Raw genomic sequence first — 22,190 nt, 5'->3', positions numbered from 1 at the left:
CCATCTCATCAGTAATTCTCCTCTCTTTTTAGGCATTTTGATGAAACTTGGTCGCTCATTCTTCAGCTTATATTTTCTTATTATCTCTATTTTTATCGTATTCTCCTGGATGCTAGATGAAGTGTGGAGTTCATATCTTGAACAAGATATTGAATCCTATACTGGCTATAAAAGCATGTTGTTATCGCTTTCTAATTATTTAGAAAAACATCCAGAAAATGAATGGCAAGAGATAATATCTGGTGCTGCAAAGCAATGGCAGTTACCGTTAAAGTTAATGTCAGAGCAACAAGAAAAAATAATTAGCCATCAACGTAATGACGTTATTAAAGAAGATAATACCCATATATATTATGATAATGACGCCGTAGAAATTCATCACAGAATTAACAGTGCTGGCACGGTGATTGTTTTAGGACCAGCTAAAATGCCTACTAGGCCTAGAGTAGAAGCATTAATTCGCGTTATTCTGTTAGCATGTTTAGCTTGTATATTGTTTTTTTGGTTACGGCCTCTATCTCGTGACTTGGATCAATTAAGAAAAACAGCCATCGACTTTGGTCAAGAAAGTTTTGATGTTGTAGCACCCAAAGCAAGTTCTAAGATGACTGAGCCCATGGTAACTGCATTTAATACTATGGCCAGTAGAATCAAGCGTTTAATTGATGCTCATAAAGAGTTATCAACTGCGGTTGCACATGAATTACGTACCCCTTTGGCGCGCACTAAATTTGCCTTGCAAATGTTAGGCTGCACCGATGATAAAGCTAAACAAGAAAAATATCGCACCGCTATTAGCAAAGATATTTGTGAGTTAGAGCAATTAATTAATGAAATGTTGATTTATGCTAGTTTCGATAGTGACAGACCAGAACTGAACTTCAATGAAGAGTCATTGGTTGAAATTGTTGAAAAGCAGGTCAGTAATTATCAACAATTTGATCAAAATTTTAATATTATTAATATGCTTGGAGATGTTAGCGTTCAGGCTGACCGTCAATTTATCGGACGAGCTTTAAATAATTACATTTCAAATGCTATAAAATACGGTAAAGGTGAAATAGACATCACCATCATGCAAAAAGATGATCACTGTCAAATAAAAGTTACTGATAATGGTGAAGGAGTGTCTGATGACTTTAAATGTACTATATTTGACGCTTTTTCTCGCGGTGATACATCTCGTAACCGAGAAACAGGTGGCTTTGGTTTAGGTCTAGCCATTGTATGCCGGATTATGGAATGGCATGGCGGTAGTGCTTCCGTTGTTGACAGTGAACATGGCGGAGCGACTTTTATATTAAGTTGGCCAATTAAGCATGTTATTGCTTAGTGCACAAAAATTGTCCAACAGATTGTAATTATTGTAAAAATTAATTATTAGTTATCTGAAATATTAAAGTAATTTATTACGCTGCCGATAGTAATATTATCAGCAGTAAAACAGTAGATTATTTTGACACTAGACGCTTTATCAAACGACATACTTGTTCATGAACTTCAGTTAGGCGAGCAGCTTAGCGAAAGTGTTCAACATGATCGTCGTGCTGATTTTTCTCTTCTACTCGCTATGCTAACAGACGATGTTAGAGCGCATAGCCAATTCAAGTTACCACTTTCACAAACTGCTGAAAAAATCACGACATCAGCGCAACTACGAAAATATTTTCAATTACCCAAAGAAGCGCCTATCGCGTTAAATAACGTTGAAGATATAAGTATGTATAATCAGGCCAGCTTAATAGAATTACAGCAGTTAGAACATCTACGGTTAACTAACTCGCTTAACCCTAAACCTTTAGTATTTCGTGACGATGCCAAACATATAAGTCAGTCTGTTATGACTAATACAAGTTTGTATTGCCAACAAAAACACCAAGATAAATCAATTGAAAAAACACAACAAAGGGCTGATTTTAATGCTCAGGCTTGGTTAGCTGCAGTACAAACAACGATTGTGAAAGCGCCATTAATGAATGCTGTTGCCTAAAAATTCTTTGCACAACATTGCTTAAACTTTTTATTACTGCCACAAAAACAAAGTTCATTTCTTTTGGGCTTATTACACAATTTGCTATCTGAGACATCACCATCAAGATATCGCCACTTACCATCTTCCATCACAAAATTAGATATTTCTCGCATTTGCCAAATTTGACCGTTGTGCTGATAAAAGGCGGAAAACTCTACTTGAGCATTCTCATTGCGAGCTAAATTTTTTTGATGATCACTGGCATAGTGAATAATTAACTTTAACCATGTTGTTTGTGCAGCCCATTGTGCAATATCTTCAACTGATTGCTCAACTTGGCTAGACTTTGCATAAGTGAGGTAAATATACTCTGCTTGTTTACTTGCATAGGCAGAGTAGCGTGAACGCATTAGTTGTTCGGGGGAATTAACGGGTTTACTTGCCATTACAAATGGTTGGCAACATTCAGTATAGGCTTGTTCTGAGCCGCATGGACATAACATGTAAATAGGCTATTGCTATTAAAATTTTAGCTAGTTTATCATGACCACCAGTATGGTTTAATCATTTATAGCTTTTTCAGGCCTTTTTTTTGCCCTATTGATAACCGCAATGCGGATACTATTAATATCTACAGATTAACCTATTGCTAGCATACTCCCATTGAACTAATTTAGTGAATTAATGAAGTTGCTTGGTTTGTTGAGAATCTGTTTTTTGTAATAAAATACAGTGGGTTTTTCCTAAAGCAGCACAACGCGATATTTCTCTTAGTTGAGCTTCATTATAATTAGTATCTGACAAAATCATCGCTGAACAAGTACCCTTTAATAACGTATTTTTAATATGCTCTAGGCTGACATTAACCTTATTTGCATTAACTCTTAGTATTTTTTCAGGATTAATTTTACCCATACTAGAGAGTTGTTCTAGTGAATTGTTTTCAGGATTAATCATTAAAATCCATTTGTTATCATCATGATGATTTTGACAAATATCTTGGTATTTTTCAGATAAGTCATAAGGACTATTCACAGGTACTATATTACACCATGTAGAAGATAAACTTATTTCACGCGGACTTTCTACAGCGTTATTTATAGCTAAGCTACTGTTATTTAGTTCTAAATCTATTTTATTGATGTTAATCATAGTACCAACCTCGATATACTGTATAAACATACAGTATATCGATTGAGCTGTTATTTCAAGTATTATTTGATCTATTTCTGTTGCATGTGATTTATATTTATCCCACTCGTTATTCTGCGTCAAAAATTTTATTACAGCGTTATTAATTAAAGAATAACCTGTTTAGCGCTGTTTCCTTCGTCTAGAGTCGACCTAGCTAATAAATGGTATTACAGCCATATTCTAAAATTGACTAGTGTTAGGGATAAAGGGAATACATAATTTGTTATAAGACAAAAAGACAATTAGATATTCAGCGTTAAATTTCTTCAATTATTATGCTGTTTTCAACCCTAATAAGTTATTGGAAAATAACGTGTGGCTGCCACCCAATTTCATCAACTATGGCCATACAATTACATACAGCGTTGCCACTTAACAAATGAAGAAACTTTATAAAGCAGTCATTAGATTGATTATATGAAAGGGCCATTTGGAGCCTATTGCTGTCGTTGGAATCACTAGATTTAAAGGTCACGTTGTGCGCTTTATAGTGCCGAAGTTAGCTATCAGTTGTTCTTTAGAACAACTGATAGCCAAATTGCGGACAGTAAGCCTTTGCAAATTCAGGGGCGTATTTAGGGCAATATTAGCCAAAATTTTCTGCCACTTGTGGGGCTGGTTTAAACTCAAAGCTGCCGTCGGTATTTGATTTATTATTGGAATATTTGAACCTATTGCCGACATTATTGGAATATTAATTCAAGTAACTATTGCTATAAAATAGTGACCAACGACCCCTTTGACCACTGCAAAAACTTATCGCTTTAATAGAGTTAGAATGTTATAACGACTTGTTTTTTCTATTAGTTTATAGTGCACTTAAACTCTGCCGCCGTAGGTGGCTCCAATAAAATATTTTATAAGGAAATTTATGCGGTTATTTTATACCCTTGCTTTCGCCTCTCTTCTTTCTGCTTGTGGGGGGGGGAGTGATTCTTCATCCTCTACTCCTGTTGTTACTGATACTATTGCCCCTGTTATAACACTGGCAGGTGATGCACAAATCACCGTTCAATATGATGACACTTATGTTGATGCAGGTGCGGCTGCGATTGATAATGCTGATGGTGATGTAACTGTTACCGTTGATGGCGAGGTGGACACATCTTCGGTTGGTTCATATAAATTAACCTTCACAGCGACCGATAGTTCTGGTAATTCATCGTCTGCAACTAGAGCGATTAATGTGGTTGATAGTGTTGCTCCTGTTATCACATTGGCAGGTGAAGCATTAATGACGGTTCAATTCGAGGCTTTGTTTGAGGATGTAGGAGCAACAGCGCTAGATAATGCCGATGGTGATATTACTGTGATGGTTAATGGCGCGGTAGATACGTCAATTATTGGTGTATACGAATTAGTTTATTCGGCAACAGACAATTCAGACAATACGTCATCAGCTACAAGAATGGTTAATGTGGTTGATACTATCGCCCCTGTAATAACCCTAACAGGTGATACTGAAGTCACAGTTGAGTTTGGTGAGGTGTATGTTGATGCAGGTGCGACAGCACTAGACAATGTCGATGGTGATGTATCCGTTATCGTTGATGGAGAGGTGAGCACATCTACTATTGGCTCATATCAATTAACTTATACAGCGACTGATAGCTCTGGTAATTCATCTTCTGTCACTAGAGCCGTGACGGTTATTGAAAAGCTCACAACCATTGCAGGTAAAGTTATTGATGGTTATGTATTAGGTGCAACTGTTTGGTTAGATTATAACGGGAATGGCAAATTTGATGAACAAACTGAGCCTTCTACTCTATCTGGCGAAGCGGGCGATTATAGCTTTGAGTTTACTGAAGAGCAGAAACAGTGCCTACCATACTCTACTATATATGTTGATGTGCCTGTGGGAGCTGTAGATGCTGACACTGGAATCGTAACTGACGCTTACCAAATGGCCTTGCCACCATCAATAGATACGTTATCTGATGATGAGTTGCGTCATATTTCACCATTAACGTCGAGTATTTGGGGCTTATTACGAAGCAAGCTACAAGGAAGTGGTAAAGGTAACCTTAGTTGCTCAGATTTAATGGACGACATTGCTTTGCGCAATGAAATTAAAGCAGTTGTTGAAAGTGTTATTTTAAATGCTGTTACTCATTATAATTTGTCCGAAGAGCAAATGTTTGCTGATTTCATCTTAGATGATAATTCTTTTGCGTATGTTGCCGCTCAAGAGATAGTTAAAGGCTTAAAGGCCGCTTACAAATATACGTTGGATTTGAATGAGCAATACCCTAATGCAACTGAAGTTCGTGTTGTCGTTTACCAGAGCAAAGAAAATGATGAGCTATACAATTTAGACCATGCCTGGTATAGAGATGAGATTATATTTCTTGAGAATAAAACATTGATCGAGGATGTTAAATTAAAAGATACAGGCGCTTTAGATCAAGTTGATTATGTTTTATCGAAGCTTGAAAGAGTAGATTCTTCTTGGGGCGATCAAAATTACAATGGTGTATTGAGTATTAGGAATGATATTTATGTCAACGATAACTTAACTTATCGTTGTGGGGTAATTGAAAGAGTCATACTTAAAAACTACGATATTACATACGAGATCAGCAACTCGATACCATCAGCGAATCACCCGACAATTGAAACTTGTATTCCTGATGCTATAGATTCCCCTGATGAAAGGTCGTTTAGAGTCAGTTACTCAGTAGACGATCATAACTACTTCGGCGTATTTTTCTTCCGTGATGATAAAGATAGTTTTAACGAGTTATCGACGTGGATAAATGTTGTTGATAAAGCAGATGCTCTCGACCCTACTGATGTGTTTACGTATATGAATACACTTCCTTATGAATTTGATTCTGCTGTAGAGATTGATGCGAGTTACTGGCGTAAACGCAAAACAACTAGTGATGTTCAGATTGATACGAATAATGACAATGAATGGGTTCGTATAACGAAACATGAAGATAATACACGCACCACAGAATGTAGTGATGATGGTATTAATTGGGGACTATGTATGTAGGAAATACTTAACTGTATGTCAAAGCCGTCGTGATTGACGGTTTTTTTATGTCTTTTGCGTAACTCTTCCTAAACAATGCGTTTGCAACCAACATTGGTGAAATTGGTGAAATTGGGGGAATACAAGCTTTACTTATGTTTATTTATGACCGCAATTGTCGTATTTCCCGCCCTTATTATTTAAAGTTTGAGTGACCGCTGTGGTGGCCAAGCGGACTATTGTTTGTAGTGAATTCAAGGCTAAATCAGGTCGGATTTGTGAAGTTTTTGTCTTTAAGCCAGTTACCCTAATCCCCAATGACTGATTTGTCGGATCAACTGACGTTATTTACGCAAATCCTGATGATAGCTATGCACAAAGTGAACTTATTTATTAGCGGAAAATCTAATGTAATTCAGTGGCTACAGCAGATGTCATTTGGTGGTAATATTGGATGATAATGACTTGCAGTTTTGATGTAATTGGGTGGCTAAACTGATGTAATTATCCAGTTGTCACTAATGCATGTGTTTTGTATTGAAATAATACAATTGACCATGGTTTGTGATAAATATATGTAAGAAATATTTAATGAATTCAGTTTTCTTTTATTGGGTTATGCTACTGTTATTATGTGCTTTAGCATTACTATAATATTGAGTTATTCGAACACCAATTTCTCGGTAAAGGGCATGCATATTTATCAAGTTAGATGGACAAAATTTTCCGCTCAATGATCAAAAAGGCTTCATAATCTCCATGTTTAAACATGTATTCATTCGACAATGTATTTGGTGTATTTTTGCTTTAACATTACTCATTTTTTCTTTAGGTATAAGTTGGCAAGCGAGTAAAGCAACTAACTTTCTATACGGCTTTTGGTATTCCACATTACAAATTAATGAGGTGATTAGCACCAATGTGCCTAAGAATACGCAAGGTAAACGTGACTTTCCGGTTAATGATATTAAATTACATGTAACAAAGTTTGCCGATATTGTTCAATCTATTCACAAACACGGTGATGGTTTAGTCGATATTAGTTATGTAAGTCAACAGGCTGGAGTAAAAAAATTATTAACTAAAAGTGAAGTGCAACACCTACAAGATGTTGCTAATTTACTCGATAATGTCGAATCTATTTGGTGGTTTAATTTAACTTTTATGTTCAGTTTTTTACTATTATATTTTGGTAAGCTAAAGCTATTAAGCCTCAGTTCAATAAGGAGAATGCCAACAGGAAAACAAAAGTTAGTATCGTTAGTCTGTTTGGTTTTGTTGGTGGTTTCTATGCTGGGAGTATGGGGCTTTACACACATATTCTATTATTTGCACACTGTGATATTTCCTGGCGATCATCAATGGTTTTTTTATTACGAAGACTCGCTGATGTCAACTTTAATGAAAGCGCCTGATATTTTTGCTGCCATTGCCGGCCAGTTACTTTTAGTCGCTTTGATATTAGCCGGAATTATTGATGCGGCTTTAAGTCGTTACCAAGTTAGAAGGTGATTTTTTACAGAATATATGTGATTTATAACCGCTTGAATAACATATTTATTTAGGGTTAATTGTTCATAAATAAAATTAACTATTTAGCAGTTTAATTATACCTTCTTTGGATTTACTAGCATAAGTATCGGAAACATTATCACTAATAAATAGCGATGCCTTTACAGAAATGCTTTTAAGTATTTTAATATCTTCTGGTTGCCACTCTGTTGTATCACCTGTGCGTTCACAGCAAATTATACCTAAAGGAATAAAGTCTTTTTTGAAAGTAATATCCAATAAAGAGCGGATGTCGTGTGCTTTAAAATAGCCATTGTTAAAACATTTTGATATCTCATTTTCTCTTGCATCGGAAGCAACTAAAAACTCATTCTCTATAATATGAATAAAGTAATCTTTATAATCACTTGCAATTAGATGTTCACCTATCGACTGTTGACCTTTTTCGTCGACACACATCAATGTAAGCATTTCAGAATAGTCGCTACAGAATAGCCAAATACTTACACGATCACATTCAGGAATAGCAGCTTTAATGGTTGTGCAAATCTTTAATAGTTTCTTATTTAAAGAGGTACGCGGGTTACTTAAATAAACTGAAAGACTTGATAATATTTCCATAAGGTAGTTCAATTAATAACTTGTAATACCAATCTGCATAAGCATTAAATCAGATTAATCCAGTCACGATTACATAACGACATTACTCTTTTTACGTCACTTCTGAAGATATTCCAAGCATTGCTGCATTCATCAACTATATTTTCATAGCCATTAAAGCATCTATTGGCTAGGCAATTTTGTCTTAGCCATTGCCATACCTGCTCAATTGGATTTAACTCTGGGGAATAAGGAGGTAACTTGATCATGACTAGATTTTTTAAATCTTCAAATGTGTCTTCTGTATGCCAACCAGCTCCATCCATTACTACAACAGCATATCTACCTTCGGGTGTGGCTCGTGATATTTGTTTTAAATGCTTTTTCATTACGTCTTTGTTCATCACGGGTGAGATCAATGCCTCTGTAGCGCCCGTCGAAGGACAAACAGCCCCGAACATGTATGCATATTCGAACTGTTGTTGTCTTACTGCTCTAGGTCTACTGCCCGTTTTCGCCCATAACCTTGTTGTTGTATTTTGCTGGCCAAAGCGTGCTTCATCTTGAAACCAAACATCAACTTTATCTAAGCTAATATTAAAGGGGATGTTAAGGATCGTTTCCATCTGGAAGCTTTTTAAAAACGTCTTGGACGCTTTGTGATTGCTTAGGGTGTTTAGAGCGACTTGTTATCCATGAATACCCTAGTTTTTTCAGTATTTTATATACATGATCTCGATGATAATCTATGTCGAATTCTTCCTTAATAAAGGTACAAAAATCTTGTCCCATAAGTCGACCTCCCTCCGTTGAGCAACTCTGATTTTCAACGTATTGAGCAAGTTGGCTTAGTTGCTTTGGAGAAAGCATAGAAGGTCTTCCTTTCGGGCTAACACTATCAAGGCCCGACAAGCCCTTCGTCAAATAAGCAGTGACCCAACGATTAACACTTGAACGAGCGACTTTTAATGTCGTTGAAATATCCGTTCTGCTGAGACCATCTAAAAAGTATGAAACAGCAAGCAAACGCATACGCTTTCGCCCATCTTTTTCCTTTCTTGATAATTTGAGTAAATCTACTGAGGTGAGTTGTTCCAAAGCGTGGTGTCTGCATCCAAAATAAAAACACATTAGATCACATCTTTGTGCAGATTGGTATAAGTTGTGTCATTTGATATTTTAAAAAATACAAATATCAATAACATATTAAAATATGCAAAGACTGAATTTTAGGTTGTGGTATACCTTACAAAATAGCCCAGTGAATAGCATGCGATTGTAAAAGTGACTTTAAATATTTAATGATCTGTAAATTTTAGCATCGTAGATATTGAATCTAATCATTCATGTGCAATCAAACCATAATTTAGGGTAAATTGTGTTGTATATCAAGCTTTATTGCGACTCTTATCTTACCAAAAACTACATTTATAGTCGCAAAAATAACTATATATAATATGAACGGCTAAAATTATCTTTAGTTTAAATTTACTGATAAAGTGTTGATAAACCTTTATATAGACCGATAGTCAAGTTTTTCGGTTACAGCTTAAATACTTGAATATAATTTAGGAACGGGCCTTTTGTACCGGTATTACCCCCTATAACATAGGTGCTTTCACCTAGCGTTGTTGTGGCATTATGGCGACTAGCTTTATAGTCTATATCTATTTTTTCCCACTTGTTAGCATCAAAATCATAACGATAAGTAGAGGTTAAGTTGTTATAGTCGCCAAAAATAAATAGTTTATTTTCAATGAGGCTTATGCTGTGAGCGCTTATTTTAACAGGTAATGGGGGGAGCGTAAGCCATTGGTTTATTATCGGGTCAAAACGTTCAAATACATCAAGAGATGAAACGCTGTCGTAACCACCAACAACATACACAAAGTTACCTTTAATAAATGCCCGAGTGGTTTTTGCCGTAGGCATATTAGCTGATCTCTTCCAATTGTCATTTTTAATATCAAACACAGTCACTAAAGCACTAGCGGTTAATTTGCCATTTTTAGGGTATGCGCCCCCTAGAACAAAAATTTTCTCATTTAGTAATACTGCGCTGTTGATCCGTGTTGGCAAAGGCATAGGTTTAGCAAAACTTACTGTATTTGTGCGGGTATCAAATATCTCAACTCGCTTTTCATACCGAAACTTTTTATTTTTCAGGCTAACGCCACCTAATATATATATCGAATGCTTACCATCCCAGACCGCTGAAAAGTATCTTCTTGGGATAACTTTATTCGCCAAGACATTAATTTTATTCGTAGATGGGTCAATAACCTCTATATCAGAAAGGAAGCCAGACTGGTTAGCACCCGCAATGACATATATTTTGTTTCCGTCATTAACAACGGCGTGACCATAACGTGCAGTTGTTAGCGATAGCGGCTCTGAGGGGTCCATAGGCTTGGTAGCGCAGCCCACAAGATTAATAATTAATAATATGAGAAAACTGTAAAGGCAGATGTTTTTGTGCGCGTACATAAATTTACTTCATTAAATTAAGTGAAGCTAGTTTGTCATGATTGTATAATGTTAACAACATGTTATATATCAAGCGATGAATAACTTAATCAAGGAATAACTTAGTCTATGGGTGAGCGTAAGTTATGGAATTTTATCATGATGATAAGACGTTTTTTGAACCAGAGGTCATAATACAAAAATAATTATTTATTAAGGTGGGTTAATTCTTCAATGCGATACTGTGTCAAGGTTATATAACATTTTTTATAGGCAATAGCGGCGCCTTCATCAGGCGCAACCACTAAATATTGCCACCGACAGTTATTTTCCCGATAGCTAATAAAATTACGTTGCGAGCGCTTAAACATATCGAGCGAAGTACGGCGACCGTTATGAGCAGCTAACTCTTCTAAGATAAAAATTTGATTATTTACCCAAGTTTGTAACTCTCGATCTTTTTTTACTTTAGTACCATCCAAACAACGGGACACTTCGGATAAAGTGTCCATTTTTGTTTCACACTTTGCTACGTTATTTTTAGCCAATACCACATTAGAAAATAGTAGTAAGCTTGCCAAGATGTATTTACTGACATTTTTATTATTCATGGCTAAAAATCAATACTTATGCTGGAAGTACTTTTTTGTACGGTTTAACGGTAACGTTCTTATAAACGCCCGCGGCTATGTAAGGGTCTGCGTCTGCCCACAGTTTAGCAGCGTCTAAACTGTCAAATTCTGCGATAATAAGTGAACCAGTAAAGCCTGCATCACCTGGGTTTTCACTATCAATAGCAGGGCAAGGGCCCGCTACAAGTAGCTTGCCTTGATCTTGTAACGCACGTAGTCGATCTAAATGATTTTCACGTACACTCATACGCAGCGCTAAGCTATTTTCAACATCTTCACTATAGATAAGATAAAACATTTTACATCCAAAAAATTATTGTTTAATTAAAAGCCGCGAAAAACGCATGCCAAGCTATTCTTGCTTTTCTTCTGCTTTGTCTTCAGGCATGTATTTATACAATGATATTATCGAGCCAATAGCAAACACAAAAGTTAATGCCGTTAAGCCAAATACTTTAAAGTTAACCCAGGTTTCTAGACTAAAGTTAAAGGCAATGTACCAATTGAGGAAACCACATAGCGCAAAGAACAGCGCCCATGCAAGATTTAATCTATTCCAGATGTTTTCGGGTAGGGTTAAGGCTTCACCTAAAAACTCTTTCATAATATTTTTATTAAATATTTTTTGACTAACAATAAGCGCAATAGCAAAAATACCTTGGATAATAGTTACTTTCCATTTTAAAAAGGTATCGTCATGCATATAAATAGTCAGGCCACCAAATACGGCGATTAGGCCAAAGAAAATTAGATTTCTTTTTGGAATTGGCTGTTTTCGTATTAAGAAATAGGCTATTTGTATAGCAGATGCAACGATTAATGAGGCAGTTGCCCAATAAATATCGGCAAACTTATAAAAAACGAAAAAAATAACTAACGGAATGTATTCTAAAAATGCGTGCATAAGCTCGATATCAAAAATTATAATGTATTGATTCTATCCAAAGCCAAAGACATACGCCAATCTATTTACTACTACAAAGTGTATTAGTTTTTAGCAGTCAGGATAAACGAGGTATTTAATCCTGACTTCTAACATAAAAATAACCAATTTAGTTGGAGTTTTGTTTAAGCTTGTTGATAGCCAAACGGGTCGTCGATCGAATATGAAGGCTCAGTAAACCACTTAGCGCCCGTGTCAGTCATATAAAAATGGTCTTCCAATCGAATACCAAACTCATTAGGTATTACCAACATAGGTTCATTGGAAAAACACATCCCTTTAGTTAGTGGTGTTCTATCGCTTCGCACTAGGTAAGGCCATTCGTGAATGTCTAAACCTACACCATGCCCAGTTCTGTGAGGGCAGCCAGGTGTTTGATAATCTGGCCCTAAATCTTGACTTGCTAAATAATCTCTTGCTGCAACATCCACATCACCACAAGCTACGCCAATTTTGGCCGCATCAAAGGCCGCTTTCTGTGCTAGTTTTTCTATTTGCCACATGTCACGTTGGCGCTGGTTTGGCTCGCCAAAAACGTAAGTACGTGTAATGTCAGAGTTATATCCTTCAACCTGGCAGCCGGTGTCAATTAATACAATGTCATTATTTTCTAAGGTTTTTGGTGATTTAACACCGTGTGGATAAGATGAATCTTCACCAAAGAGCACAATACAAAAATATGAGCCGGCAGGTGCGCCCACTTTACGATGTGCTTGGTCGATAAAACTAGTGACTTCTTGAGTAGTAATACCGACATGTAATATACGTGCTACCGCTTTATGAACCTCTATGGTCATATCTTTGGCTTGTTGCAATAAGGCTATTTCAGCGTCTGACTTTTCTGCACGACAACCGGCTGTTACACATTTTGCATCAACAAGTTCTAAGTCGGGGGCGGCTTTTTTAATACCGTCAGCAATAAAAAAAGCGGCAGACTCATCAATAGCTAATCGGCCTGAAGTAATACCGACTTCAGCTAAGGTTTGCTGAACGAGGTGATAAGGGCTTTCATGTTCTTGCCAACCTTTTATTTCGCCCTTTATCGTCATATATTGACTAAGCGTATTCACTTCAAAGAACGGTGTAATATATTTAATTTCTCCCTGTTGAGGAATAATAGCGCCCACCATACGTTCACTGGCGTACCATCGCGTTCCTGTAAAGTAATATAAGTTTGTTCCGGCATCAATATAGGTGGCTGCAATGTTATTTTCAGCCATTATTGTTTGCGCTTTCGCAATGCGCTGTTTTAATTCAGCCTCAGTTATAGCCTGGACTTGACCGGTCATATCGACTAACTTCTCAAGTTCAATTTTCGCGGTAGAGCCGCCCACACCTATAGTCATACTTGTTCCTTAAAGAATTTGATTAATACCGGTATATTTTATACAAAATTATATGCAATGTATCGTAAAAGTTTAGCTAGTATTATGATAAAAGAAATTTTTCTTAAAACCTTACGGTCAATTCCAGTAGCGCAGAAATGTGACGAATAGACGAACTAACTAAAAGGGTAATATATGCGTAAAAAAGTTGAATTTATCAGCGGTGAACACAAACTCAGTGGATTACTTGAAACGCCTGAATCAGATGTGAAATTTTATGCCTTATTCGCGCATTGTTTTACCTGTGGCAAAGACATTGCAGCGGCATCAAGAATTAGTCGAGCTTTAATGCGTAAAGGTATTGCCGTGTTAAGGTTTGATTTTACCGGTTTAGGCAATAGTGATGGTGACTTTGCTAATAGTAACTTCTCGTCAAATATAAAAGATTTAATTGCTGCAGCGAATTTTCTCCGTGCTGAATATCAAGCGCCTCGACTACTCATTGGCCATAGCTTAGGCGGTGCGGCGGTGCTTAATGTTGCTCAGCATGTTGAAGAGGCTATGGCCGTTGTTACTATTGGGGCTCCGTCAGATGCACAGCATGTTGCTCATAACTTTGCGCTACAAATTGATGATATTGAAAAAAATGGCAAAGCTGAAGTCAATTTAGCAGGGCGTGTGTTTACTATCGAGAAACAATTTTTAGATGATATTAAACGCTACAATACCAGCCACATTGGTCAATTAAGAAAGGCGCTCTTAGTCATGCACTCTCCAATTGACAGCACAGTCAATATCAGTGAAGCGGAGAAAATATATCAAGCGGCATTGCACCCCAAAAGTTTTGTCAGCTTAGATGGTGCCGATCACTTATTAACCAATAAACCTGACGCCGAATATGCTGCAGACATAATAGCTTCATGGGCAGGGCGATATATTTCAGTCCCAAGTAATACTCAAAATAGTACTGAAATTAATGCAGGTGATAACAAGTCCGCCGATGAGAAAGTTAACGTGGTCAAAGGGCATGTAATTGTCGAAGAAAAAAATCATAAATTTACCCAACACGTAAGTACGAATAGCCACTACTGGCTTGCTGATGAACCGCAAAGTGCAGGCGGCGATAATATGGGGCCTGATCCCTACGAACACCTACTTGCGGGCTTAGGTGCTTGCACTGCCATGACACTTCGCATGTACGCGACGCGTAAAAAACTTGCCATAAAGCATATCAAAGTTGAGTTAAAACATAGCCGAGATTATCAACAAGATTGCCAAGAATGCGAAAATCAAGGTCAAGGTATTGAAGCTATCGTGCGTGAAATTAGTTTTGTTGGAGAGTTAGATACCGCGCAACAAACACGATTTCTAGAAATAGCAGATAAATGTCCAGTTCATAAAACCCTGCATAATAATGTAAAGGTGGTGAGTAAGTTGGTAGGCTAATTCTGTGTATGCACAGAGTTATAAATACGGTAAGGCATTAAGCATTTGTTCATTTTCATTTAAAAACTATAAAGTGTATAGTTCGATAATATTAGGTATGTACACAAATTTTGGTAATTATGTCTAACTCAATGTCTTTAGAAAAAATATTTATGATTTTAGCCATTATATTGGGTTTGGGATCAACGATTGATTTGCTCTATTCTTTAGTTACCTTGAACTTTCAATTAGCTGAAATATTACGATGTATATTTAATATCGTTATTGCAGTTTTTTTATATATTTATGCCAGTAAAAAATATAAAGCGAAGCTTGAGTGTGACAGTTAGCTTGAGTGTGACAGTTCGCTTGAATGTGACAGTTAATAGTGCCTTAAGATTTAACCGTTGAGTTATGCGGTTGAGTTTAGTTAACACCACTGGTTAGCATATAAGTTAATAAGAACTTTGTAATAAAAGGACCTTGTAATAAAGGGCCTTATAACAAACGTTAGTGCACGGAGTTTAAATGAAAACTGTTATTAATTTACTGATCGTCATTATCGCATTATTAAGTCTAGCCGCGGGTATAGCTAAGGTTACTCACAGCCCCCAAGAAGTACAATTTCTGCAAGGTTTCATGTTTAATGACTTCACCATTACACTTTTTGGTGTCATTCAAATTTTGTCGGCTGTTGTACTCTCTGGAGGTGCTTTATTTACTCATAAAGCCATAACGTTAGTTGGCGCAACCACTGTCGTTTTGTGCTTTTTGTTATCAAGCATTTTAATTTTTGTCAGCGGTAATTTTATTTTTGGCTTATTGTCCTTATTGCCGGTTGTGATAACTGGCTTGATCATTAAACAAATTAGCAAGCTAGCGATAAAGAACACTTAAAATTACGGTTTGTTCGTTGAGTGTATAAGTTTAATTTAGTTAAAATTTGGTTTTCTAATGCACTTAAACATTATTTTTATTAAATAGTTGTTTTATATCAAAGAAAATAAAAATTTTGTATGCTACTTTTATTATATACACATTAATAAAAGAGGACTTTATGAACAGTATCTTCGTTGTCGCCGATTTATCGGATAGCAAACCAGTCGCCATTCAACGCGCTTGTGAATTGGCTAAAAACACCAGCAATTCTTTGCATATTGTTTATTTTTGTTATCAAAGTTTACGGCTTATTCAAGATGATCCCCAAAACATAAAACAAGCATTACTTGATGCTGTGAGTGATGAGGCAAAAAAATCACTCGCGACTTTAATTCCTAAAGGCATTAACTACAGCTTTGAAGTGGTGTGGGAAAAACGTATTTACGATTGGATAAATAGCTACGCAAAAGAGCAAAACCCACTGATGGTGGTAAAAACTGCAAATCGTAGTGAGACGTTTTTGTACACTTCAACCGATTGGCAATTATTACGTGAATGTCCAGCACCGGTATTTATTGTTAGCGATAATAAGTGGCGTAAATCGCCTAATGTTTTAGCCGCTGTTGACCTAGAAACAAAACGCAAAAGCAAACAAGCACTTAATCATCAAATATTAAAAGCAGCGAAATTATTTGCCGAAACCAATGAGGCTGAGTTATTTGTATGCTATACCGTACTGTTTTCGAAAGTATTACGTGATTTAGGCATACATTACAAAGACGAATTGGAAAGAAAAGCAGAAAAATCCTTAAAGGCTAAAATTGAAAAGTTGGCCACTGAATACGGAATTCCTGTGGCTAATTTTTTCATTAAAGCAGGCGATCCTGAAAAAGTGATCCCCAGTATTGCAGCCAAACAAAAAGCAGGGCTAGTCGTTATCGGAACAGTTGGCCGGAAAGGTTTAAAAGCCAAAGTGTTAGGTAATACAGCGGAGAAAATATTGAGTTTATTAAAATCTGATGTGCTTGCTTTAAAACCAGAGTAATACCCATTTGATTAATTAACTTGGTGTAAGTAGCGAATTAATTATATTGATTAATTATATTGTTATCGGTTTGCTGTCAGCTTTCGTTAATCAGAGTTTAATAGAAAAACTTCGGCTAAATATATAGCCGAAGTTAATTTTTCGAAAGGGCATCTTATAGAGCTATATTCACTTCTTAGCGTTAATCAACTCTGCTACTTTCTCGTTGTGTTGCACTAATGGCAACATGCCTTTAAGTAAGCGACCAAAAATATCTGCACCGGTAATAATTCGTCTAGTTTCACCCCAGACCAGCAGTACATCGTGCTCTATCACACCATCAAAGTTCTTATCAGTTGACGTATTCACTTTCATTTTTAAAATAGCTTCATTCAACGAGGTTGTTTCATCGGTAATAACAACCGGGCGATGGCAAAAGTTATAAGGGTCAAAAGTTTCTGACTGAAACAGCGCGCTACGCAAGAAGCCATCTGCATCAATAACCAATAACGGGGTACCTTCAAGGTTGGTAATAACCACCCAACTATGGCCTGACTGGTTAAGCATGGTTAAAAACGGATCGTTTGGACCTGTATAGGTATCTGGCAAAATAGGTAAATCAAGTTTTGTCGGTAAGGCGATAATAGAGTGAGGGTCTATCACTTCACCTTCTTCTGTTACTTTAATTTCATCTAAAGCAAAAAAGTTTAATGCACCAATACCTTCAACATGATTCAAGTCTGCTTCTTCAGCTCGTATATGCTCTTTAATGATGTTACCTAATTCACTCTCGCCTAAATAGGTAATACCTTCTTTGCCCAACCAAGCGTCAAGTATCAAAGCACTTGGACGCGCAACAGGATAAAGCACAAATTGATAGAAACGAATAATAGGTGCCAGCATGCTACCCATTTTTAAAGCATTACGAGAAAAGTATGCTTGGGGGGTTATCTCACCTATGATGGTAATGGCTATCGTTGAAAATAGAAACGCACCAACACCGGCCAATACCGAATCTGACAACATGGTTAATAAAACATTAATACCGACATTGCCCCATAAAATAGTCGCAAGTAAAAAATTAGAATCGTTTCTCAGCGTTAAGACAATTTTTGCTGCTTTATTGCCTTTATTCGCTTCAACTTCTAGCTGTAATCTGCTGAGAGAAAAAAAGGCTAAATTTAATCCTGAAAAAATAGCTGATTGTGAAATACAAAACACAATAGCAATCCAGGTGATAGTTTCTACGGGCATTACTTAAATCCTCTTTTACTTTTCTATAGTAGCAGTAAGCTACCTAATCCTAAAAACACAACAAAACCAACAATATCAGTTACTGTGGTTAAAATAACTGAGCCAGATAAAGCAGGGTCAATATTCAATTTGTTTAATATAGCCGGGATCATAACGCCGGATGCTGACGCCGTCAGTAAATTTAATAAGATTGCTAAAGCAATAACTAAACTTAATTCTGCACTGTCAAACCAAAAGTAGGTGATAGCACCAATAACAACAGACCAAATTATGCCATTTAGCCCACCAACTTTTAATTCTTTTCGCAGCAGCACCTTTCTGTTTTGTTCTGTTATTTGGCCTAATGCCATACCTCGAACAATTACAGTTAAGGTTTGACTACCAGAAACCCCACCCATAGACGCGACTACTGGCATTAATACCGCTAAAGCGACTACTTGTTGTAGTGTTGCTTCAAAAAAACCAATAAACCAAGAGGCTAAAAAAGCCGTCAACAAATTAATGCCAAGCCAAATACCACGGTTTTTCGCACTGGTTCTAACGCTCGAAAATAAATCTTCGTCGGTAGTTAAACCCGCAGCACTATTGATTTGCTCTGTCTGCGTTTCTTGTTTTACTTGATAAGCCGTTTCAACAGTAAAGCGACCAAGAAAATGATCGTTTTCATCAACTACTGGTAACGACATTTTGCCTGATAATATTACCGCTTCTGCGGCCGCTGTTAATTCGTCATGACCATTAAGTTTGATTATTTCAGGCGAAAAAAGTGTTTTTAAGGTGTTTTCACCATCACTTTGAATCAAACTATTGATGTCGACAGTACCAGTTAAAACGCCTTCTTTATTTACCGCATAAAAGTCTTCGGTATATGGTGATAAACCTTTTTGTAACAGTAACTGAGCACTGGTTATTTTAAGCTTTTCCGAAATGCGAACATAATTGTAGTCTAACCAATGGCCGACTTCATCAACGCTAAATTGCTGTGCTTGTTGGTATAACTTACGTTGTGAGTCGTCTAAGCTTTTTATCGCATATTTTAATAAACGACTGGGTATTTCTTCTGCAATTTCAATTACATCATCAACGTCTAGTTGAGCAAGTAAATCGAAACATTCTTCATCGCTTAATGCCTGTATTAGGCTTGTTCTTGTGCCTTGCCCCATATCAACAAAAGCAGCTCTTTGCGTTTCTTCTGGATAAGTAGCCCAAACACTTAAGCGTTTATCTTGCGGCAGGGCTTCAATCAACAAGGCAAATTGTTCAGCCACTAGTGTTTCATTTGCAGCGAGCATAATGGTAGCAATGTCTTGCTCGTGCTCTGCAATGAGAATATCGTCGATGACTAAGGATAATTTATCAATGGCATTTTCTAACATTCGTTTATCCTTAAAACCGTTTTAATAACGGGATATGATCTTTATTAGTTGAGTATCTGTATAACATCTACGATTAGCTATTATGATGTTAATTTTATTCGTATTTATAGTTAATTGTATTACAATCAAGAGGAAATCAGTTAACTTTAAATACAATTAGTTAACTTCTTTTGAAAGTTTTCTTTGTTACTGACTTTGTGCCTAACCATCAAATGATACAAGGATCAGGGTTAATAAAACATCCCGTTCAATGCGGGGCATATAGAGATTATATAATGATAAAATGTATGTTGATATCACCGACGGAAAAAACCGTAATTGGTAGTAGTGAATTAATAAGTCAATGGCAAAAAAACGAAGATACTACACTGTGGATTGATCTTGATAACGTTGAAATAAAAGAAGAAACACAGATACTAACGGAATTTAACTGCCATCCCCTTGCGATTAGTGATGCGCTTCGTGAGCGCCATCCTCCTAAAATCGAATTGTTTAAAGATTATATCTTTATGCTGTATCGCGGCATAGTAGCCAATGAAGACAGCCTTAATTTTAACCATTTACAAGTAAGCTTGTTTATCGGTAAACGTGTGTTAATAACCCGACACCCAAAAAGCTCTTTAGCGATTAATGAATTATTTAGCGAAGTCGGTGAAAAACACCTTAAACGCAGTCCAATACATTTAGCACTTAAACTTTTCCACAGCAGCTGTGGCTTCTATCTTAAGGAAATGTTTAATTTTGAAGCTGAGCTAGAAAGAATTGAAGATGATTTCCAGTTAAGCGGTAATGACCAAATGATGAAGCAAATTACCTCATACCGCTCACAACTGGTGAAAATAAGGCGTACCTTTAATTATCACGTTAACATGGGCGAAACCTTGAAAGCTTATGTCGACGATGAGGATACTGACTTAATTACCGATAAAGAAACCCATACGGTTACCGATTTGCGCGAACGTTTAGACCGTCTGCTAAGTTTGTCACAAATGTATTACGATATTTGTGGTGATTTAATTAACGGCTACATGTCAGTAACATCGCACCAATTGAATGCCACGATGCGGGTGTTAACCGTTATTACGGCGTTATTTGTACCTTTAACCTTTCTTGCCGGTATCTATGGCATGAACTTTGAGTATATACCTGAGCTAAAAGCTGATAATGGTTATTTCATTTTATTAGGTGTAATGGCTGTGGTTTCAGTGGTATTACTCGTGGTGTTTAAGAAAAAACGTTGGTTATAGTAACCTTTAAGCCTGAATCTTAAGCCTGAACCTTAAACCTGAGTCTCAAGCCGTTGAATCAAGAGTTATACCGTGAGTAACGATATAACTCTTGATGTTACAAAACTCCAAATTTTTAATTAGACTGACTCTTTGGCCGGGTTATGATTGAATTTAAGCCATTTTTTACTCATGCCGATCCAAATAGGACTCGTGAGTAAAGACAGTGAAATAACACATAAGGCTAATTGATAACCGTAATCATTAATAATATTGGCCTGATAACCAACCGCTGCCAACACAAAACTAAACTCTCCAATTTGTGACAACAACACCCCTGCATAAAGACTTTCTTTCCAACTAAATTTAGACAGTTTTAAAATAATAGCATTGATAAAAATATTGGTGACCAGTGCAGCCATGACCAGAATAGCAGTTTGCTGCCAATGACTGATAAGAAAGCTAACATCAAGCAACATGCCTACAGAGACAAAAAATAACGCGACAAATAATACTTTGAAAGAGTCTAATGTACGATGAACCCAAAGCGTTTCCTTCGCAGCGCCGACTAGCATACCGGCAATAAAAGCGCCCAAAGCCGTCGATAGTTCAAACCATGCTGTTAGCGTAGCCAAGCCAAAACAAATACCTAATGCCGCAAAAAGCTGTAATTCTTTATCATCTTTTAGCCATTTTGACAGTGGTAAGTGCACCTGTTTACGGGTGATGATAAAGCCAAATAGCACGATGGCACATATGGTGCCGACACCTTGCTTAACTAATTGGACATTGTCGATATTACCAGCACCTAGCAAACCTATGATGATCAGCATAGGAATAATTGCTAAGTCTTGCGCGAGTAAAATACCTAAAGCGCTTTGCCCTAAACTTGAAGAAAGCATGCCATTATCTTGCAATAATTTAATAACAATAGCGGTACTACTTAAGCTAATAACAAAGCCAATTAATACAATTCTGGCTAAACTCCAATCAAACCACAGCCCTAGTAACCAAACACAAGCCACACTTAATAAAATTTGCATTAGAGTGCCGAAAATAATTAGCTTCCAGTTTTCAACTAATTTATGGATGTCAGTCTCCATGCCGACAAAAAAGAGCAGTAAAACCACACCAGCAGTACCTAAACGCGAAATACTATCAATGTCGGTGACTAAACCAACGCCCCAAGGCCCAATAACAATCCCTGCAATTAAGTACGCAACCACATGCGGTTGGCGAAAAAATTTCAAGATAAAACCTAGCAGTAATATAAAGAAAATAGCGCCAACCGCTTGCGGTAGAAATGGGTCCATATGCATAGGTGTTAACCTTTTAAAAATAATATTGGAGTAAATGGGTAAATTTACATTTAAAGTTAC

General features: G+C 36.7%; 21 protein-coding genes. 9 read left to right on the top strand and 12 right to left on the bottom strand.

What is annotated here, in order from left to right:
* Positions 1-40 precede the first annotated feature (40 nt).
* Together B5D82_RS19205 and B5D82_RS19200 are read left to right on the top strand one after the other, a co-directional pair.
* A complete protein-coding gene (locus B5D82_RS19205; protein ID WP_081154032.1) occupies positions 41-1,333 on the top strand; it encodes an ATP-binding protein in 1,293 nt (430 codons plus the stop codon).
* 123 nt (positions 1,334-1,456) lie between these two features.
* Entirely contained in the window at positions 1,457-1,990 is a 534-nt protein-coding gene (locus B5D82_RS19200; RefSeq protein ID WP_245807519.1) for a VC2046/SO_2500 family protein, read from the top strand.
* Here B5D82_RS19200 and B5D82_RS19195 read toward each other — a convergent pair.
* Both B5D82_RS19195 and B5D82_RS19190 read right to left on the bottom strand, forming a co-directional pair.
* Positions 1,987-2,475 (bottom strand): YchJ family protein, encoded by a 489-nt coding sequence (locus tag B5D82_RS19195; protein WP_081154028.1) that lies wholly within the window; start codon positions 2,473-2,475, stop codon positions 1,987-1,989. The genes B5D82_RS19200 and B5D82_RS19195 overlap by 4 nt on opposite strands.
* 178 nt (positions 2,476-2,653) lie before the next feature.
* Complete coding sequence (locus B5D82_RS19190; protein WP_081154026.1) at positions 2,654-3,124, bottom strand: hypothetical protein; 471 nt, start codon at positions 3,122-3,124, stop codon at positions 2,654-2,656.
* A gap of 913 nt (positions 3,125-4,037) precedes the next feature.
* Between B5D82_RS19190 and B5D82_RS19185 the strand changes: the two genes are divergently transcribed.
* Both B5D82_RS19185 and B5D82_RS19180 read left to right on the top strand, forming a co-directional pair.
* Positions 4,038-6,170, top strand: coding sequence for a DUF5011 domain-containing protein (locus B5D82_RS19185; RefSeq protein ID WP_081154024.1), 2,133 nt, complete (start codon positions 4,038-4,040; stop codon positions 6,168-6,170).
* Between the two features lie 738 nt (positions 6,171-6,908).
* Complete coding sequence (locus B5D82_RS19180; protein ID WP_081154022.1) at positions 6,909-7,661, top strand: lipoprotein intramolecular transacylase Lit; 753 nt, start codon at positions 6,909-6,911, stop codon at positions 7,659-7,661.
* A 75-nt stretch (positions 7,662-7,736) separates the two neighbouring features.
* Here the strand turns inward: B5D82_RS19180 and B5D82_RS19175 are convergent, their stop codons facing one another.
* The 7 genes from B5D82_RS19175 to B5D82_RS19145 all read right to left on the bottom strand — a co-directional run bounded on the left by B5D82_RS19175 (position 7,737) and on the right by B5D82_RS19145 (position 13,648).
* A complete protein-coding gene (locus B5D82_RS19175; protein WP_081154020.1) occupies positions 7,737-8,282 on the bottom strand; it encodes a GAF domain-containing protein in 546 nt (181 codons plus the stop codon).
* 44 nt (positions 8,283-8,326) lie between these two features.
* Positions 8,327-9,293 (bottom strand): IS630 family transposase gene (locus tag B5D82_RS19170; RefSeq protein WP_245807639.1). Its coding sequence is split into 2 segments (ribosomal slippage): positions 8,327-8,894 and positions 8,893-9,293, totalling 969 coding nucleotides; the frame shifts between segments, so codons are not numbered across the junction.
* 510 nt (positions 9,294-9,803) lie between these two features.
* Positions 9,804-10,667, bottom strand: a complete 864-nt coding sequence (locus tag B5D82_RS19165) for a Kelch repeat-containing protein (protein WP_172820661.1) — start codon at positions 10,665-10,667, stop codon at positions 9,804-9,806.
* A 266-nt stretch (positions 10,668-10,933) separates the two neighbouring features.
* Positions 10,934-11,338 carry a lysozyme inhibitor LprI family protein gene (locus B5D82_RS19160; RefSeq protein WP_081154014.1) on the bottom strand — a complete coding sequence of 135 codons (405 nt, stop codon included), beginning with the start codon at positions 11,336-11,338 and terminating at the stop codon, positions 10,934-10,936.
* A 16-nt stretch (positions 11,339-11,354) separates the two neighbouring features.
* Positions 11,355-11,657 carry a YciI family protein gene (locus B5D82_RS19155; protein ID WP_081154012.1) on the bottom strand — a complete coding sequence of 101 codons (303 nt, stop codon included), beginning with the start codon at positions 11,655-11,657 and terminating at the stop codon, positions 11,355-11,357.
* A 54-nt stretch (positions 11,658-11,711) separates the two neighbouring features.
* Positions 11,712-12,263 (bottom strand): septation protein A, encoded by a 552-nt coding sequence (locus B5D82_RS19150; RefSeq protein WP_081154010.1) that lies wholly within the window; start codon positions 12,261-12,263, stop codon positions 11,712-11,714.
* A gap of 164 nt (positions 12,264-12,427) precedes the next feature.
* Positions 12,428-13,648: a M24 family metallopeptidase gene (locus tag B5D82_RS19145; RefSeq protein WP_081154008.1), complete on the bottom strand. Its 1,221-nt coding sequence runs from the start codon at positions 13,646-13,648 to the stop codon at positions 12,428-12,430.
* A gap of 174 nt (positions 13,649-13,822) precedes the next feature.
* Between B5D82_RS19145 and B5D82_RS19140 the strand changes: the two genes are divergently transcribed.
* The 4 genes from B5D82_RS19140 (at position 13,823) to B5D82_RS19125 (ending at position 16,976) form a co-directional block, all read left to right on the top strand.
* On the top strand, positions 13,823-15,073 hold the full coding sequence (locus B5D82_RS19140) for a bifunctional alpha/beta hydrolase/OsmC family protein (RefSeq protein WP_081154006.1): 1,251 nt from the start codon (positions 13,823-13,825) through the stop codon (positions 15,071-15,073).
* 119 nt (positions 15,074-15,192) lie between these two features.
* Positions 15,193-15,402 carry a hypothetical protein gene (locus B5D82_RS20075; protein WP_155866818.1) on the top strand — a complete coding sequence of 70 codons (210 nt, stop codon included), beginning with the start codon at positions 15,193-15,195 and terminating at the stop codon, positions 15,400-15,402.
* A 178-nt stretch (positions 15,403-15,580) separates the two neighbouring features.
* A complete protein-coding gene (locus B5D82_RS19130) occupies positions 15,581-15,949 on the top strand; it encodes a hypothetical protein (protein ID WP_081154002.1) in 369 nt (122 codons plus the stop codon).
* Positions 15,950-16,109: 160 nt separating this feature from the next.
* The gene (locus tag B5D82_RS19125; protein WP_081154000.1) at positions 16,110-16,976 is read left to right on the top strand and encodes a universal stress protein; all 867 of its coding nucleotides are present in this window, start codon (positions 16,110-16,112) and stop codon (positions 16,974-16,976) included.
* Between the two features lie 168 nt (positions 16,977-17,144).
* On the opposite strand, the gene B5D82_RS19120 is transcribed toward B5D82_RS19125, so the two are convergent.
* Together B5D82_RS19120 and B5D82_RS19115 are read right to left on the bottom strand one after the other, a co-directional pair.
* Positions 17,145-18,209: a DUF21 domain-containing protein gene (locus tag B5D82_RS19120; RefSeq protein ID WP_081153998.1), complete on the bottom strand. Its 1,065-nt coding sequence runs from the start codon at positions 18,207-18,209 to the stop codon at positions 17,145-17,147.
* A gap of 23 nt (positions 18,210-18,232) precedes the next feature.
* Entirely contained in the window at positions 18,233-19,585 is a 1,353-nt protein-coding gene (locus B5D82_RS19115; RefSeq protein ID WP_081153996.1) for a magnesium transporter, read from the bottom strand.
* A 287-nt stretch (positions 19,586-19,872) separates the two neighbouring features.
* On the opposite strand from B5D82_RS19115, the gene B5D82_RS19110 reads away from it, so the two are divergent.
* Entirely contained in the window at positions 19,873-20,832 is a 960-nt protein-coding gene (locus tag B5D82_RS19110; protein WP_157673941.1) for a magnesium transporter CorA family protein, read from the top strand.
* 119 nt (positions 20,833-20,951) lie between these two features.
* Here B5D82_RS19110 and B5D82_RS19105 read toward each other — a convergent pair whose 3' ends face one another.
* On the bottom strand, positions 20,952-22,130 hold the full coding sequence (locus B5D82_RS19105) for a cation:proton antiporter (protein ID WP_081153992.1): 1,179 nt from the start codon (positions 22,128-22,130) through the stop codon (positions 20,952-20,954).
* Positions 22,131-22,190 lie beyond the last annotated feature (60 nt).

The organism is Cognaticolwellia beringensis (genome assembly GCF_002076895.1).
In the GTDB taxonomy this organism is placed as follows: Bacteria; Pseudomonadota; Gammaproteobacteria; order Enterobacterales; family Alteromonadaceae; genus Cognaticolwellia; species Cognaticolwellia beringensis.
This window is presented reverse-complemented; position numbering and strand designations above follow the sequence as displayed.

What these genes read in the sequence shown, in the direction of transcription:
- B5D82_RS19115 (WP_081153996.1), bottom strand. Translation starts at nt 19,585, where the DNA reads ATGTTAGAAAATGCCATTGATAAATTATCCTTAGTCATCGACGATATT.
- B5D82_RS19175 (WP_081154020.1), bottom strand. Translation starts at nt 8,282, where the DNA reads ATGGAAATATTATCAAGTCTTTCAGTTTATTTAAGTAACCCGCGTACC.
- B5D82_RS19105 (WP_081153992.1), bottom strand. Translation starts at nt 22,130, where the DNA reads ATGCATATGGACCCATTTCTACCGCAAGCGGTTGGCGCTATTTTCTTT.
- B5D82_RS19205 (WP_081154032.1), top strand. Translation starts at nt 41, where the DNA reads ATGAAACTTGGTCGCTCATTCTTCAGCTTATATTTTCTTATTATCTCT.
- B5D82_RS19180 (WP_081154022.1), top strand. Translation starts at nt 6,909, where the DNA reads ATGTTTAAACATGTATTCATTCGACAATGTATTTGGTGTATTTTTGCT.
- B5D82_RS19160 (WP_081154014.1), bottom strand. Translation starts at nt 11,338, where the DNA reads ATGAATAATAAAAATGTCAGTAAATACATCTTGGCAAGCTTACTACTA.
- B5D82_RS19140 (WP_081154006.1), top strand. Translation starts at nt 13,823, where the DNA reads ATGCGTAAAAAAGTTGAATTTATCAGCGGTGAACACAAACTCAGTGGA.
- B5D82_RS19155 (WP_081154012.1), bottom strand. Translation starts at nt 11,657, where the DNA reads ATGTTTTATCTTATCTATAGTGAAGATGTTGAAAATAGCTTAGCGCTG.
- B5D82_RS19165 (WP_172820661.1), bottom strand. Translation starts at nt 10,667, where the DNA reads ATGGACCCCTCAGAGCCGCTATCGCTAACAACTGCACGTTATGGTCAC.
- B5D82_RS19145 (WP_081154008.1), bottom strand. Translation starts at nt 13,648, where the DNA reads ATGACTATAGGTGTGGGCGGCTCTACCGCGAAAATTGAACTTGAGAAG.
- B5D82_RS19185 (WP_081154024.1), top strand. Translation starts at nt 4,038, where the DNA reads ATGCGGTTATTTTATACCCTTGCTTTCGCCTCTCTTCTTTCTGCTTGT.
- B5D82_RS19195 (WP_081154028.1), bottom strand. Translation starts at nt 2,475, where the DNA reads ATGTTATGTCCATGCGGCTCAGAACAAGCCTATACTGAATGTTGCCAA.
- B5D82_RS19190 (WP_081154026.1), bottom strand. Translation starts at nt 3,124, where the DNA reads ATGATTAACATCAATAAAATAGATTTAGAACTAAATAACAGTAGCTTA.
- B5D82_RS20075 (WP_155866818.1), top strand. Translation starts at nt 15,193, where the DNA reads ATGTCTAACTCAATGTCTTTAGAAAAAATATTTATGATTTTAGCCATT.
- B5D82_RS19110 (WP_157673941.1), top strand. Translation starts at nt 19,873, where the DNA reads ATGTTGATATCACCGACGGAAAAAACCGTAATTGGTAGTAGTGAATTA.
- B5D82_RS19150 (WP_081154010.1), bottom strand. Translation starts at nt 12,263, where the DNA reads ATGCACGCATTTTTAGAATACATTCCGTTAGTTATTTTTTTCGTTTTT.
- B5D82_RS19125 (WP_081154000.1), top strand. Translation starts at nt 16,110, where the DNA reads ATGAACAGTATCTTCGTTGTCGCCGATTTATCGGATAGCAAACCAGTC.
- B5D82_RS19130 (WP_081154002.1), top strand. Translation starts at nt 15,581, where the DNA reads ATGAAAACTGTTATTAATTTACTGATCGTCATTATCGCATTATTAAGT.
- B5D82_RS19120 (WP_081153998.1), bottom strand. Translation starts at nt 18,209, where the DNA reads ATGCCCGTAGAAACTATCACCTGGATTGCTATTGTGTTTTGTATTTCA.